Origin of the sequence: Arthrobacter sp. H35-D1 (genome assembly GCF_030063185.1) — a bacterium.
GTDB lineage: Bacteria > Actinomycetota > Actinomycetes > Actinomycetales > Micrococcaceae > Specibacter.
This window is the reverse complement of the sequence record NZ_JASISP010000001.1, coordinates 701,790-715,454: the sequence shown is the minus strand read 5'-3', so window position 1 is coordinate 715,454 and position 13,665 is coordinate 701,790. Positions and strand designations below refer to the sequence as shown.

Annotated in this window: 9 protein-coding genes; 2 read left to right on the top strand and 7 right to left on the bottom strand. The window is 64.4% G+C overall.

The features are described from left to right. Window positions 1-5: 5 nt before the first annotated feature. Complete coding sequence (hutG, locus tag QMG25_RS03265; protein WP_283457263.1) at window positions 6-971, top strand: formimidoylglutamase; 966 nt, start codon at window positions 6-8, stop codon at window positions 969-971. Between the two features lie 125 nt (window positions 972-1,096). On the opposite strand, the gene QMG25_RS03260 is transcribed toward hutG, so the two are convergent. The 4 genes from QMG25_RS03260 to QMG25_RS03245 all read right to left on the bottom strand — a co-directional run bounded on the left by QMG25_RS03260 (window position 1,097) and on the right by QMG25_RS03245 (window position 7,624). After that, entirely contained in the window at window positions 1,097-3,169 is a 2,073-nt protein-coding gene (locus QMG25_RS03260) for an ABC transporter ATP-binding protein (protein WP_502866329.1), read from the bottom strand. After that, window positions 3,169-4,899, bottom strand: coding sequence for an ABC transporter ATP-binding protein (locus QMG25_RS03255; protein WP_283457260.1), 1,731 nt, complete (start codon window positions 4,897-4,899; stop codon window positions 3,169-3,171). The genes QMG25_RS03260 and QMG25_RS03255 overlap by 1 nt, the downstream gene beginning before the upstream one ends. Window positions 4,900-5,128: 229 nt before the next feature. Further along, the gene (gene hutH, locus QMG25_RS03250; RefSeq protein ID WP_283457258.1) at window positions 5,129-6,682 is read right to left on the bottom strand and encodes a histidine ammonia-lyase; all 1,554 of its coding nucleotides are present in this window, start codon (window positions 6,680-6,682) and stop codon (window positions 5,129-5,131) included. A 147-nt stretch (window positions 6,683-6,829) separates the two neighbouring features. Next, on the bottom strand, window positions 6,830-7,624 hold the full coding sequence (locus QMG25_RS03245; protein WP_283457256.1) for an IclR family transcriptional regulator: 795 nt from the start codon (window positions 7,622-7,624) through the stop codon (window positions 6,830-6,832). Between the two features lie 192 nt (window positions 7,625-7,816). Between QMG25_RS03245 and QMG25_RS03240 the strand changes: the two genes are divergently transcribed. After that, window positions 7,817-9,262, top strand: a complete 1,446-nt coding sequence (locus QMG25_RS03240; RefSeq protein ID WP_283457254.1) for an amino acid permease — start codon at window positions 7,817-7,819, stop codon at window positions 9,260-9,262. Window positions 9,263-9,392: 130 nt separating this feature from the next. On the opposite strand, the gene QMG25_RS03235 is transcribed toward QMG25_RS03240, so the two are convergent. The 3 genes from QMG25_RS03235 to QMG25_RS03225 form a co-directional block, all read right to left on the bottom strand. Next, entirely contained in the window at window positions 9,393-10,253 is an 861-nt protein-coding gene (locus QMG25_RS03235; RefSeq protein ID WP_283457252.1) for a spermidine synthase, read from the bottom strand. 138 nt (window positions 10,254-10,391) lie between these two features. Further along, on the bottom strand, window positions 10,392-11,060 hold the full coding sequence (locus QMG25_RS03230) for an O-methyltransferase (protein WP_283457250.1): 669 nt from the start codon (window positions 11,058-11,060) through the stop codon (window positions 10,392-10,394). Between the two features lie 201 nt (window positions 11,061-11,261). Beyond that, window positions 11,262-13,517: an ABC transporter permease gene (locus QMG25_RS03225; RefSeq protein ID WP_283457248.1), complete on the bottom strand. Its 2,256-nt coding sequence runs from the start codon at window positions 13,515-13,517 to the stop codon at window positions 11,262-11,264. Window positions 13,518-13,665: the final 148 nt, after the last annotated feature.

Sequence of the window (13,665 nt, the reverse complement as noted above, 5' to 3'; positions counted from 1 at the left end):
GATGCATGGACTTTTCCACGCTCGCCGTTGATACTCCCGCCACTGCCTGGACCGGAAGGAACGACGGCGAGGCGCCCGCCCACCGCCGATGGTGGCAGGCCGTGGACACCGGCACCCCGGCGGCACTTGGCCCGGCGCCCGACGCATCGCAGCCGAGGCCAGTCGCACTCCTGGGCTTTTGCTCCGACGCCGGTGTGGCCCGCAACCGAGGCCGCACGGGCGCTGCCACCGGCCCGGCTGCCATCCGCTCTGCCCTGGGATCGCTGGCCTTCCACGGCACGCGCAGCATCATCGATGCCGGGGACGTGGTGGTTTCAGGGGACTGCTTGGAGGACGGCCAGGCCCGAGCTGGCGCTGCCCTGGCCTGCATGCTCGACGCCGGGCACCTCACCGTTGTGCTGGGCGGAGGCCACGAGAGTGCGTATGCCAGCTACCTGGGTGTGGCTGCCACAGCGTCCGTGGCCAGTGGCGCCCGCTTGGGCGTGCTGAACCTTGACGCCCACTTTGACCTGCGCGAGGCCCCAACACCGAGCTCCGGCACCCCGTTCCTTCAGATGGCCCATGCTGAAGCCGCCGCAGGACGAAAACTGAACTACGCCGTCGTGGGCATCAGCGAGCAGAACAACACCCGTGCGCTCTTCGAGACCGCCCACGATTTGGAGGTGAAGTACCTGCTCGACGAGGATTGCACGGCGGAGCGGACCGCAGAGTTCGTGTCCTCGTTCTTGGAAACCGTTGGCATTGTGTACCTGACCATCGACCTGGACGTGCTGCCTGCCGCCACCGCCCCCGGTGTCAGCGCACCGGCAGCGTACGGCGTGCCGCTGCCGGTGATCGTCGCCGTGTGCCGCCAAGTTGCTGCCAGCGGCAAGCTGTTCCACGCCGACGTGGCCGAGCTGAACCCTGCCTACGACATCGACAACCGCACGGCGAAGGTCGCAGCCCGCCTGATCGATACGCTCCTGCGGTGACCGGGACCTCGAAGGGCTCGATCACCGGCGGGGCGCCACCGGCTCCCGGAGCGGGGATGGATTCTGAAGGTCGCCCCGCGACCGAGAGAATCTTACTGCCCGCAGGGGAGCTGGTGCCGCCCCAATCAGTGCACCTCCGCCGCCAGTTCTTCGTCCAGGTCGCGACCGCCCTTGAACTGCGTCTTGTAGAGCTTGTAGTAAGCCCCGCGGCGGGCCAGCAACTGCTCGTGGTTGCCGTGTTCAACGATGTCGCCGTCTTCCATGACCAGAATGGTGTGGGCGTCGCGGATGGTGGAAAGTCTGTGCGCAATGACGAATGATGTCCTGTCGGTGCGCAATGCTGCCATGGCGTGCTGGACCAGCAGCTCAGTCCGGGTGTCCACCGAGGAAGTCGCCTCGTCAAGGATCAGCAGCGAGGGGTTGGCAATGAACGCCCGGGCAATGGTCAGCAGCTGGCGCTCACCGGCGGACACTGTCCCGCCGTCGGCGTCGACCACCGTGTCATAGCCATGGGGGAGCTGGCGGACGAACCTGTCCACCATGGTGGCTTCCGCGGCCGCCACAATTTCCTCGTCCGTGGCCTCCAGCCGGCCGTAGCGGATATTCTCCCGGATGGTGCCTTCAAAGAGCCACGCATCCTGAAGCACCATGCCCACCTGGGACCTGACTTGTTCACGGGAGAGCTCGCGGGTGTCCACGCCGTCGAGCATGACCCGTCCTCCGGTGACCTCGTAAAAGCGCATGACGAGGTTGACAAGTGTTGTCTTGCCCGCGCCTGTGGGCCCCACGATGGCTACCGTCTGTCCGGGCTCCACCGTGAAGGACACGTCGTGGATCAGCGGCGTTTCCGGCGCATAGCTGAAGGACACGTTCTCGAAGCGCACATGGCCGTCGGTGCTTGCCGGCAAAAGGGCCGAGTCCTCTTCTTCGTCCTGCTCGTCGGCGTCGAGAATTTCAAAGGTCCGTTCGGCGGAGGCCACGCCGGACTGGATCATGTTGGCGATGCCCGCCATCTCACCGATGGGCTGGGAGAATTCGCGGGAGTACTGGATGAACGCCGTGGCGTCGCCGAGGGTCATCTGACCCGTTGCCACGCGAACACCGCCGACGACGGCGACCAGCACGTAGGAGAGGTAGGAGACAAATTGCATGGCTGGCATGATCATGCCGGAGACGAACTGGGCACCGAAGGAGGCTTTGAAGAGGTGCTCGTTGCGCTCGTCGAATTCCGCCAGCATTTCTTGGTCGCGGCCGTAGGCGCGGACAAGTTCGAGCCCGGAAAACGTCTCTTCCACATGCCCGTTGAGTGATCCGGTGTGCTTCCACTGGGCCGCAAAGAGCTTCTGCGAGCGCGAACCGATCACCCCGGCAATGACGGCCGAGAGCGGCAAGGCGATCAAGGCGATCAGCGCCAACTGCCAGGACACGATGAACATCATCACGCCGATGCCGATGACCGTCAGGGCCGATTGCACCAGTTGCGAGAATGCCTGTTGCAGTGCGGCCTGAATGTTGTCGACGTCGTTGGTCACCCTGGACATCAAGTCCCCGCGTTGGCGCGTGTCGAAGTAGCCGAGCGACAGGCGGTTGAGTTTGCGTTCGATGTCTTCACGGAGCTTGTAGACAACGCGCATGACGAGGGCGTTGAGCAGAAAGCCTTGCAACCAGATGAGGGTCGAGGCCACCATGTACAGGACCAGCACAATCGCGATGAGTCGGCTCAGCTCAACGAAGTCGATGCCGGCGCCGGGGACAAGGTTGGTCTTGGCGAGCATGTCGGCGAACTGTTCATTCCCGGCGGCCCGCTGTGCGGCGACGAGCGTATCCAGCGGCACGTCTTGGGGCAGCTGGGAGCCAATCACGCCATTGAAAATGACGTCCATGGCCGCACCCAGGATTTTGGGGGCAATGACAGTCATGACCACGGAAACAGCCACGAGCGCCACCACCAGGGAGAATTGGGTGCGTTCGGGGCGCAGCAGGCCCAGCAACCGCTTGACCGAGGGCCAAAAATGTTGTGCTTTTTTGGCAGGCGCTCCGCCAAACATGTCCCCGTCGGCTTCGGTGGGCGTGTATTCCGGGATGAGCCCGTCCAACGCCTCCTCTTCGGCGGCAAGCTCGGCAGCAGTGTTGTTGGCCAAGACTTTGTCCGTGCCTTTAGTCCTGCCCTTGCCGCTCTCCTTGTCCCTGCGCGCCATTATGCGACCCCCTCAACACTTAGCTGTGATTCAACGATTTCCTGGTAGGTGCCGTTGTCTTCGAGCAGTTCCTCGTGGGTTCCGGCGCCCACCACTTCACCGCAGTCCAGCACAATGATGTGGTCCGCGTCCCGGATGGTGGAGACGCGCTGGGCCACGATGATGACAGTTGCCCCCGCGGTGGCCTCGTGCAGGGATTCGCGCAGCCGCTCGTCGGTGGCGACATCAAGGGAGGAGAAGGAATCGTCAAACAAGTAGATGCGTGGGCGCGCTGCCAGGGCCCGGGCGATGCACAAACGCTGGCGCTGACCGCCGGAGACATTGGTGCCTCCCTGGGCGATGGGCGTGTTCAACTTTTTGGGTTTGTCCTCCACAAAGTCTTGGGCCTGGGCCACGCGCAGTGCCTCCCACAAGTCCTCATCGCCGGCGCCGGGACGGCCAAACTTCAAGTTGCTGGCCACGGTGCCGGAAAACAAGTACGGCTTTTGCGGCACGAGCCCCACCAGCTCCGCCGTTTGGGCGCGGCTCAGTTCGCTGACCTCCACCCCGCCTATGCGCACGGTTCCTGCCTGTGGATCGAAAAGCCGTGGAATCAGGTTCAACAGCGTCGACTTGCCCGAACCGGTGGAGCCGACAATCGCCGTCGTCTGTCCCTGGCGGGCTGTGAAGCTGACATTGTTCAGCACCGGCCGTTCTGCACCGGGATAACCGAAGGACACGTTCGAGAATTCAACCTCGTGGCGTTCAGGCTGCGACACTCCGGCGGGCACGGCCAGGCTGGGTTCCGCGCTGAGCACCTCGTCGAGGCGTTCGGCCGAGATCGCGGCACGAGGAATCATCATGACCATGAAAACACCCATCATGACGGCCACCAGGATCTGCAGCAGGTACTGCAGGAACGCTGTCAGCGAGCCGATCTGCATTTGACCGGCATCCACGCGGTGCCCGCCAAACCAGAGCACGGCGGCGGTGGCCAGGTGCAGGATCATCATGATCACGGGGAACATCAGCACAAACAGGTTTCCCACCTTGACCGAGACCTTCGTCAACGCCAAGTTGGCGTCGCGGTAGCGCCCGGCTTCGAAGCCTTCCCGCACAAACGCCCGAATGACGCGAATGCCGGTAATTTGTTCGCGCAGCACGCCATTGACGGTGTCGATCCGGTCCTGCATTTCGCGGAACAGCGGCAGCAACTTCACCACGAGGACCCCCACCACCGCAAACAGCAACGGCACCGACACCCAGACGAGCCACGACAACCCGACGTCTTCGCGCAAGGCCATGATGATCCCGCCAATGCACATGATGGGTGTGGACACCATGAAGTTCAACGCCATTAGCACCAGCATCTGCACTTGCTGGACATCGTTGGTGTTCCGGGTGATCAACGTCGCCGTGCCAAAACGGCTCACATCCAAGGTGCCCAAGGCGTTGACCCGGTAGTACACCTCACGGCGCAGGTCGCGCCCTATCGCCATGGAGGTGCGCGCGCCAAAGTAGATGCCGCCAATCGCGCTGGTCACCTGGACAAAGCACACCACCACCATGGTCAGCCCGGTTGACCAGATGAAATCAGTGTCTCCGCGGGCAATGCCCTCGTCGATGATCCTCGCGTTGAGGCTAGGCAAATACAGCGCTGCAATAGTGGATATCAGTTGCAATACAAGTACTGCTGCGACCCATGCTTTGTATGGCTGTGCATGGCTGATGGATAGCCGGAGGAGTTTCAATGCGAGATCCCATTCGAATATATCTTTGAAGGATGGCGTTCCGAACATTAAACATGCTCAGCCCACCATGCACAAGAAATACTTTCAACGGTTCAGGATCGACGCCCGGACAGCACCGTTCCCCCTCCCCCACAAATCGAATGTGCAGTAGTTGGCAATGTTTTCGTAAAACATTGCCAACTACTGCACATTCGATTCAGCCATGCGGGGCCTCAGCGGCCTGCCGGTTTCAGTTCAGCGGGCCTGTCGCCTTTTCAGCTGCCGCACGGATGGCACCGGAGCCCACCAGGGCGTCCGCCTCCGCCAGTTCGGGCGAGAGGAACCTGTCCGGCCCGGGACCAGGCACCGTCTGGCGAAGCAGCTCAAGCACTGCGGCGCCGGCCGGGCCCGGGACCAGCGCGCCGTCGGACAAAGACGAACGCATGTCGATGGCCCGGGCGGCCGTGACAAGCTCAATGGCCAACACCCGGCGCAGGTTTTCCACGGAGCGTCGCAGCTTGCGCGCGGCGTGCCAGCCCATGGAGACGTGGTCCTCCTGCATGGCGGAGCTGGGGATGGAGTCCACGGAGGCGGGGACGGCCAGGCGCTTGGCGTCCGAGACCAGCCCTGCCTGCGTGTACTGGGCAATCATCAGACCCGAATCCACCCCGGGATCCCCGGCCAGGAAGGCGGGGAGTCCGTGCGAACGGGCGGGATCGAGCATGCGGTCGGTGCGGCGCTCGGCCATCGAGGCGACGTCGGCGGACACGATGGCCAGGAAGTCCAGCACGTAGGCCACCGGGGCGCCGTGGAAGTTGCCATTGGAGGACACCCGGCCGTCCGGCAGCACCACGGGGTTGTCAATGGCGGCGGCGAGTTCGCGGGTGGCCACTGTCAGCGCGTGCTCCACGGTGTCGCGGGCGGCGCCGGCCACCTGCGGGGCGCAACGCAGCGAATAGGCGTCCTGGACGCGCGAATCCCCCACCCGGTGCGAGGCCACGATGGGCGAGTTCGCCAGCACGCGCAGCATGTTGTCGGCGCTGGCGGCCTGGCCGGGGTGCGGGCGCAGTTGCATGTGCAGCTCGGGCAGGAACACCTGGTCGGTGCCCAGCAGCCCCTCGACGCTGAGCGCCGCGGTGATATCCGCCGTCGTGAGCAGCATCTGCAAATCGGCGATGGCCATCAACAGCATGCCGAGCATCCCGTCGGTGCCGTTGACCAGCGCCAGGCCCTCCTTTTCGGCCAGCTCGACGGGCTCGATGCCTGCCGCGGTCAGCAGCTCCGGGACGGGACGGACGACGCCGTCGGGCCCGGCCGCCTCACCCTCGCCCATGAGCACCAGCGCGCAGTGCGAGAGCGGGGCAAGGTCTCCGGAGCAGCCGAGCGAACCGAATTCACGCACCACCGGGGTGATGCCGGCGTTGAGCACGTCCACCATGGTTTGCAGCACCACGGGGCGCACTCCGGTGCGGCCGGACGCGAGCGTCTTGGCGCGCAGGAACATCAGCGCACGCACCACTTCGCGCTCAACAGCCGGACCCATGCCGGCCGAGTGGCTGCGGATCAGCGACTTTTGCAGCTGCGTGCGCATGCCCTCGGGAATGTGCCGGTTGGCCAAGGCGCCGAAGCCGGTGGAAATGCCGTAGGCGGGGGTGTCGGAGTGCGCCAGCTTGTCAATGTGCGCCCTGACCCGTGCGACGTCGGCCAGCGCCTCCTCGCTGATCGACACCTTCGCGTCGTGGCGGGCGACGGCGAGAACGTCTGCGGGAGTGACGCCGGAGGAGGAGAGGACAACTGCGGGCATGGCGGATTCCTTTGTGGTGCTGACAACTTGGGGTGCTGCTGGTCTTAGTTGCCACTATCCCCTGTTCAAGCACCGTAATCTGTCCACGCGCGGCTGCTCTGTCCGGGATTTCAGACATGCCGGCGGCGGAGTGTCCACGGGGCCGGATTAGCCGTTGCGGCGGCCGTAAATTCTTCCGGAAAGTTCCCCGGCTGCCTTCTTGACCCGCTCGGCAAGGTTGGGCCATTGCTCGGCCGGCACCTTCTCGGCGAGGAACGTCACGGCCACGGCTGCAACCGGCCAGCCCAAGTGGTCCGGGACGGCTGCCGCAAGGGAGGCAAAACCGTCCGTCACCTCCCCGTTTTCGGTGGCGTATCCGCGCAGCCGCACCTGGTCGAGGTGGGCCGACAGGGTGGAGTACTTCACGATGGGGTCGGGAGTCTCGGTGCGCGAGGAAAACGCGGCCGCGTTCGGATACAGGGCACGAACCTGCGACTTGGGCAGTGCCGCCAAAATGGCCCGCCCACTAGCCGTGAGGTGGCTGGGCAGCCGCACGCCGACGTCGGTCACCAGGGACGGGCGGTTCTTGGCCCGCTCCTCCACTATGTAAAGGACGTCGCGGCCATGCAGCACAGCCAGGTGGGCACTTTCGCCAATTTTGTCCACGAGCGCGGCAAGCAGCGGCCGGCCCAGGCGGGACAGGGGCTCCTGCCGGGAGTAGGCGCTGCTCAGCTCAAAGGCCGCAACGCCCAATCCATAGCGCCGCTCCTCGTGCAGGTGCATGACGAAACCGCTTTGCTCCATGACGCCGAGCAGGTGGTAGACGCTGGAGCGCGGCAGGTCCAAGGTGGTGGCAATGGTCGACGCCGCCAACGGGCCCCTTTTGGAGGACAGCAGCTTCAAGATGCGCAGCGTGTTTTCAGCGGCCGGAACTTTGGACGGCGGGCGTTCGGTGTTTGTCATGGCTCCCTCGGCGTCGAACTGAAATCGCCTTCAGTCTTTGCACAATATAGAATATTGTCGTCTGAAATCCCAGATTTTGGATAAAGTATGGGCACTTTTCGTCCAAAACCAGGCGTTGGAGTGAGATCCGCCACGGAAATTGTACCGACGGTGGGCCATTCGCCGCCGCGCACCCTGTAAGAAAGCTCACGCATGAACTCCAAGGGATCCGTCCTGACCCGTGGCTTGAACGCCCGCCACATTCGCTTCATGGCCTTGGGCTCCGCCATCGGCACCGGCTTGTTTTATGGCTCTTCCAGCGCCATCCAAAAGGCCGGCCCCGCAGTTTTGCTCGCCTACATCATCGCCGGCGCAGCGGTCTTCATGGTGATGCGCGCCTTGGGTGAGCTGGCCGTCCGCCACCCCGTTTCGGGTTCCTTCGGCCAATACGCCAGCCGCTACCTTGGTCCGTTGGCGGGATTCGTCACCGGCTGGACCTACGTTTTTGAGATGGCGATTGTGGCCATCGCGGACGTGACGGCTTTCAGCATCTACATGGGCTTTTGGTTCCACGACGTCCCGCGCTGGATCTGGGTGCTGGCCATCATCTTCTTCCTGGCCGCCCTCAACCTGCTCAGTGTGAAGGTTTTTGGAGAACTGGAATTTTGGTTCTCCCTGGTCAAGGTTTCCGCCATCATCGCCATGATCGCCGGCGGTGCGGCCATCATTGTTTTCGGCTTCCATGTGGAAGGTGACGACGCTGTTCCGGGGCTGGGCAATCTCGTGGCGCACGGCGGCTTCATGCCCAACGGCTGGGCAGGGCTGCTGGCGGCCTTTGCCGTGGTGATGTTCGCCTTTGGCGGCATCGAGACCATCGGCGTCACGGCCGGCGAAGCGGCGGATCCCGGCAAGAGCATCCCGGCAGCCGTCAACACCGTCCCCGTGCGCATCCTGCTCTTCTACGTGCTGACCATTGGCGTGATCATGAGTCTTGTCCCGTGGCAGGACATCACCGGCGAGAGCAGCCCCTTTGTCCAGATTTTCGAATCCCTCGGCATCCCGCTGGCCGGTCACATCCTCAACGCTGTGGTCATCACCGCCGCCCTGTCCGCCGTCAACAGCGACATCTTTGGCGCCGGGCGAGTGCTGTTCGGCCTGTCCCAGCAAGGCCACGCACCGCAAATTTTCGGCAAGGTCTCCCGCTCCGGTGTGCCGTGGATGACAGTTGTCCTCATGACAGGCGTGCTGCTGCTTGGCGTGGTCCTCAACGCCACCATCCCCGAGGACGTGTTCTTCCTCATTGCCTCGATCGCCATCTTCGCCACCGTCTGGGTGTGGATCATGATCCTCGCCTCGCATGTGGCGATGAAGCGCGAGATTGCACGCAACGAGCTCGCCCCATCGCAGTTTCCCGTCCCGTTCTGGCCGCTCGCCTCCCTCCTGACAGCACTGTTCATGGCGGGCGTGCTGGTGCTGCTGGGCATTTACCCCGACACCCGCGTGGCCCTCTGGGTGGGCGGCGCCTGGCTGGTGCTGCTCGCCGTCGCGTACCGCCTGTGGGTTCGCGGGGATGGACGACGCCGGGCCGTCCTCCCCGACGAGACACCAGGTTCCGCCGCGGATGCCGAGCCCGAGGCGCCAGCGCCGGTGCTCACATAACCCGCTTTCGAAGCGCCCGCCCCGCCATCGAAAGCGGAGCAGATGGCAATGCGGAGCTTGAACATCCACAACAAATGCAGTCTCGATGCGGGAAACCGGTCCGAAGCATGGATACCGGCCAGGTTGGACGTCAGTGCGGCTCTTCATCGGTGAGGACTGTGGCGCTGCGGCCGAAGTGGCGGACCTTGGCGTCGTCCCACAGCTGGGCGGGCATGGCACCGCCGAGCAAAACCCGGGCCAGCCCGGCGCCGTCGCCCAGGGGCGCATCGCTTCCGGCAATAATGACGTTGCCTGAGCGTCTTCCCTTGAGCATGGGCGGATCGGCGATGATCACCGTGTGCTTGAATCCGGCGGAAATCGTGGCCGCTTCACGGCGGGCCAGGGCAAGCGCGGATGAGTCTCCGCAATTCACAACATATACGCCGCCAGGAATAAGTACCTTGCGTGCTGCCTCCGTGAACTCGGCCGTGGTGAGCGGGTGCGGAGTCTTGGCCCCGGCGAAAACGTCGCGGATGATCAAGTCGCGGCTTGATTCAGTGAGCGATTCGGTGACTTCGCGGGCTTCGCCCACCCGGATCTTCAACAACGGTGCCCGGGGCAGCTCGAACCAGTCGCGGACAAGGTTGGCCAGCTTGCCGTCAATTTCCACCACAACATTGCGGGAGTTGGGGTAGGCGGCGACGAGGTAGCGCGGCATGGAACAGGCGGCCCCACCCAGGCTCAGCGTGCGCAGCTTCTCCCCCGCGCCCCATCGATCGTGCACCAGGGCGATGATCCAGCGCATGTACTCGAACTCGAGCCGAAGCGGATCGGCAAGGTCCACGTGCGAGCTTTGCACGCCGTTGAGCATGAGCAGCCAGCCATGGGGGTTGTCGCCGTCGGGGATCAGCTCCGCCGTGCCCGTGTCGGTTTGAAAAGTGCCGGCGATGGGTCCTTTCCGTGCCGTTTCAGGTTCCACAACAACATTTTTGGGTGTGCGCTGGCGTCCCATCAGAGGCTCCTGCGGTGGAGTGGGAGGGCGGCAGGCAGCGGAATAGTCACCCTGCCAGCGTAGTGCAGCCGGTGCAGGACAGTGTCTGCCCAGCGTCAGCGCGGTGTCTGACAGTGTCGGCCCAAGGTCAGCCTAATGTCAGCGGACGTCGGCGATCGCGAACCCGTCCCAGCCCTTGGTCCCCACCGTTTGAATGGCGGTGGCGTCAAGGTCGGCGCTGCTGCCCATGAACTCGAGCGCCGCCCGTATCGCAGTGGCATCGGGGTCCTCGCCCGGCGCCAGGACGGCGCCCTCCCAAATCGCATTGTCCAGAACAACCACGGTCCCGGGCCGCCCCAGCTTCAGCGCCCATTTCAGGTATTCAACGTTGTTGCCTTTGTCCGCGTCAATGAAGACAAAGTCGTAGGGTTCCCCGCCGACGAGCGCGGGCAGTGTGTCGAGGGCCGCGCCGATCCGGATGTCCACTATGTCTGCAAAGCCGGCGGCAGCAATGTTCGCCTGCGCCACGGCGGCGTGCTCGGGGAGAAATTCGCAGGTGGTGATGTGTCCGTCGTCGGGCAGTCCGCGGACCAGCCAGAGGGTGCTGAAACCGGCCAGCGTGCCAATCTCCAGCACCCGCTTGGCGCCTTGGATGCGAACCAACAACATGAGCAGTTTCCCGGCCGTCGGTGCAACCTCAATGTGCGGCATCGCTGCGTTGTCGATGCTGCGCAGTACAGCGTCCATGCCGGCTCCGCCCTGGACCAGGGTGGCCGACAAGTAGTCCTCAACCTTGGCCCAGCCGGGCTGGCTGCGATGCTCAACCATGGGCCCAGCCTAGCCCTGATCCGGCGTTCCCAAGAGTGAAAACAGCTACGGAGATTCGGCCGGCAAGATCAGGTCGCGAGTTCAACGCCGGCAAGGGCAGGGCCCGGACCCGACGCAATGCCGGTTCCGGGCCCTGCCGTACGTGTTGATGGCGGGAACCTGAGCTTCCCTGCTCCCCGCCGCCTGTGCAAGTCCTCGACGTTAGAGCGTCACCAGTTCCTTCTGCTCTGCGGGCTGCGCCAGCGGCTCGGCGTCGGGCTCGGCAGGAGCCCCGCCATGCGGGACCGTCTCGTTGCCGCCCACAGGCTTGAACCTGTCAATGACGGCCACAACTCCCAGCGACACGGCGCCCCAGATGGCGAAGTTGAGCAGCGCACCGGCCACCACGTCGCCGCCAAAGTACAGGATTGAACGCGTCGCCTCCACGGCCGCGGGCATTGGCAGGATGTCGTGCAGCACCCGGAAGGCCTCCGGTTGCATGTAGATCGACAGTGCCCCGCCCGAGGACGGGACGCCCAGGAACATCAAGATGGCGACCACGGGGAGGATGGAAAGCATGCCAATGAGCCGTTCAAACACTGTGGCGACCATGGCTGCGGCGAAGATGGCCACCGCTCCGGTTCCAAACAGGGCCCAGAAATGCCCGTCGATGGCGCCCACCATGGGTCCGGCAATCAGGTACAGGACGGCGGACATGAATAGCGACCAAGCGGCCACGATCGGCAGGAGCTTGCGCAGCGGTCGGGAGGCCGGTGCTGCATTGGCGCCCACCACGATGATTAGGAACCCTGCCATCATCCAGCCCATGGCCATGTACAGGGCCACTGTCCCGGCGCTGTCGCTGCCGGGCAGCGGCGCCACATTTTCGGTCTCCAGTTCCATGTTTTCGCTGGCGGCCACTTGGCCGAAGAGGGTGCTGACGAGCTGTTGCGCGCTTGAGCTGCCGGCCTCGTTGGTCAGCAACAGGGCGGAGCTGTTCTGCTCCGAAGGCAGCACCAGTGCGGCGGTCACGGTTCTGTCGCCAACCAAGGTGCGGGCTTCCTGTTCCGAGTCGACCGCGCTCAGCTCAAAGAGCCCCTGCATGCCCGAATCCAACCTGTCCACCGCTTCCTGACCGGCATCCGCTGTGGCACCGACGACGGCGACAGGCATGTCGTGCGGGGTCGGCTCGAACATGGCCCCGAGCATGAAGGAGATCATCATGGCCACCATGGCAAACGGGAAGAACAACAGCGCGGCATAGCGCCAGAATCGCGTCTTGGGGCGGGGCCCGCCATGCAGCGACTGCACGGCCACCACGGGAGGTGCCGCGTTGGGGTTCTTACGGCGCTTGTTCGCGTCAAAGCCAAGCGTCAGCAGCAGTGCCAGTGCCGCACCGACGGCGAGAACCAGCAAGTACGGCCCTGTTCCGGCTCCGTCGAAGTACATGACGGAGCGCAGTGCCTCGCCCAGCGCAGGGGTGGGCAGGAAGGAGTGCAGGAACGCATAGAGATCCGGCATGGTGTAGACGGACATGCCCATGTTGGAGGCCGGAACACCCAGCACCATCAGCAGGAACATGGCAGCGATGATGGCCAGGGGACCCAGCAGGCGGGTCAGCAGCAACTGCACGGCTCCGACGGCAAACACGCCGAGCCAACAAATTCCCAGAACCGCCCAGGCAGGCCCCTGAACCACTCCGAGCACGGGACCTGTCACAGCCCACACAAGGCCGGCCGCGAGGGCCGCCCACCCTGCCAGCAATGGCACGGCCCGGCGGAAACGCAGCAATTCCGGGGAATTTGAAAGCGTCAGGCTGAACGGCAGATACCCGGCCATGATCAAGGCCGTGGTCATGAACATGGCTCCCAGCCCGGACTTGTCGCTCTCCGGGAGCGGGGCCAGGTCCTCGGCAGTCAGCTCATAGCCTTGAGCCATGATTTGCGGCGCCAGCAGGCCGGTGACAGCCCCGGCTTGCGAGGCACCGGCTGCCCCTGCGGTGTACAGCGAGGCGTTGCCCTCACCGAGCACCACCGCTCCTGCAACGTCGCGGTCCACGACGAGTCGCTGCGCTTCCTCGGCAGTGGCCACCGTGCGGACATCCACGGCGTCCGGGTCGGCCGGTTCCAGTGCCTGGGCGAACTCCGCGGCCGCAGCAGGGGCACCGGCCACCACGACGGGCATGTTGTTCGGCGTCGGCGAGTGCATGGCGGCCAAGTATCCGCCCACCATCATGCCGACCATGATCAGTGGCATCAGGAACATGGCGGTGTAGCGCCCGATCGTCTCCGCTTTGGCCCGCTTGCGTGCTGCTGCTTCGGCGACGGCGGGGTCCTCCGCGCCGGAAGCCTTGCCCGTGCTGGTTTTGTCCGTGCCAGCCTTCTCCGTTCCCGGCGCTGGATCCTTGCCGGGCTCATCGACCGTGCGGAGGTCCCCGCCGGGCGGGTGGGTGTTGGGATTTTCTTCGGTGCTGCTCAAGTTCATACTCCTGTTGCTGCTGTCCAAGGTTGCACGGTGTGCCGCATTGCAGGGAAAGCGGCGTTTAGAAACCCGAAATTTGTCGGGGTTACGGTGCAATTAGATCATTTTACGCCACGTGACGTAAAATTGCATATCAAGAGTGCAG

Coding starts and splice junctions, on each gene's coding strand:
- hutG (WP_283457263.1), top strand. CDS start 6: ATGGACTTTTCCACGCTCGCCGTTGATACTCCCGCCACTGCCTGGACC.
- QMG25_RS03260 (WP_502866329.1), bottom strand. CDS start 3,169: ATGGCGCGCAGGGACAAGGAGAGCGGCAAGGGCAGGACTAAAGGCACG.
- hutH (WP_283457258.1), bottom strand. CDS start 6,682: ATGCCCGCAGTTGTCCTCTCCTCCTCCGGCGTCACTCCCGCAGACGTT.
- QMG25_RS03245 (WP_283457256.1), bottom strand. CDS start 7,624: ATGACAAACACCGAACGCCCGCCGTCCAAAGTTCCGGCCGCTGAAAAC.
- QMG25_RS03240 (WP_283457254.1), top strand. CDS start 7,817: ATGAACTCCAAGGGATCCGTCCTGACCCGTGGCTTGAACGCCCGCCAC.
- QMG25_RS03235 (WP_283457252.1), bottom strand. CDS start 10,253: ATGGGACGCCAGCGCACACCCAAAAATGTTGTTGTGGAACCTGAAACG.
- QMG25_RS03230 (WP_283457250.1), bottom strand. CDS start 11,060: ATGGTTGAGCATCGCAGCCAGCCCGGCTGGGCCAAGGTTGAGGACTAC.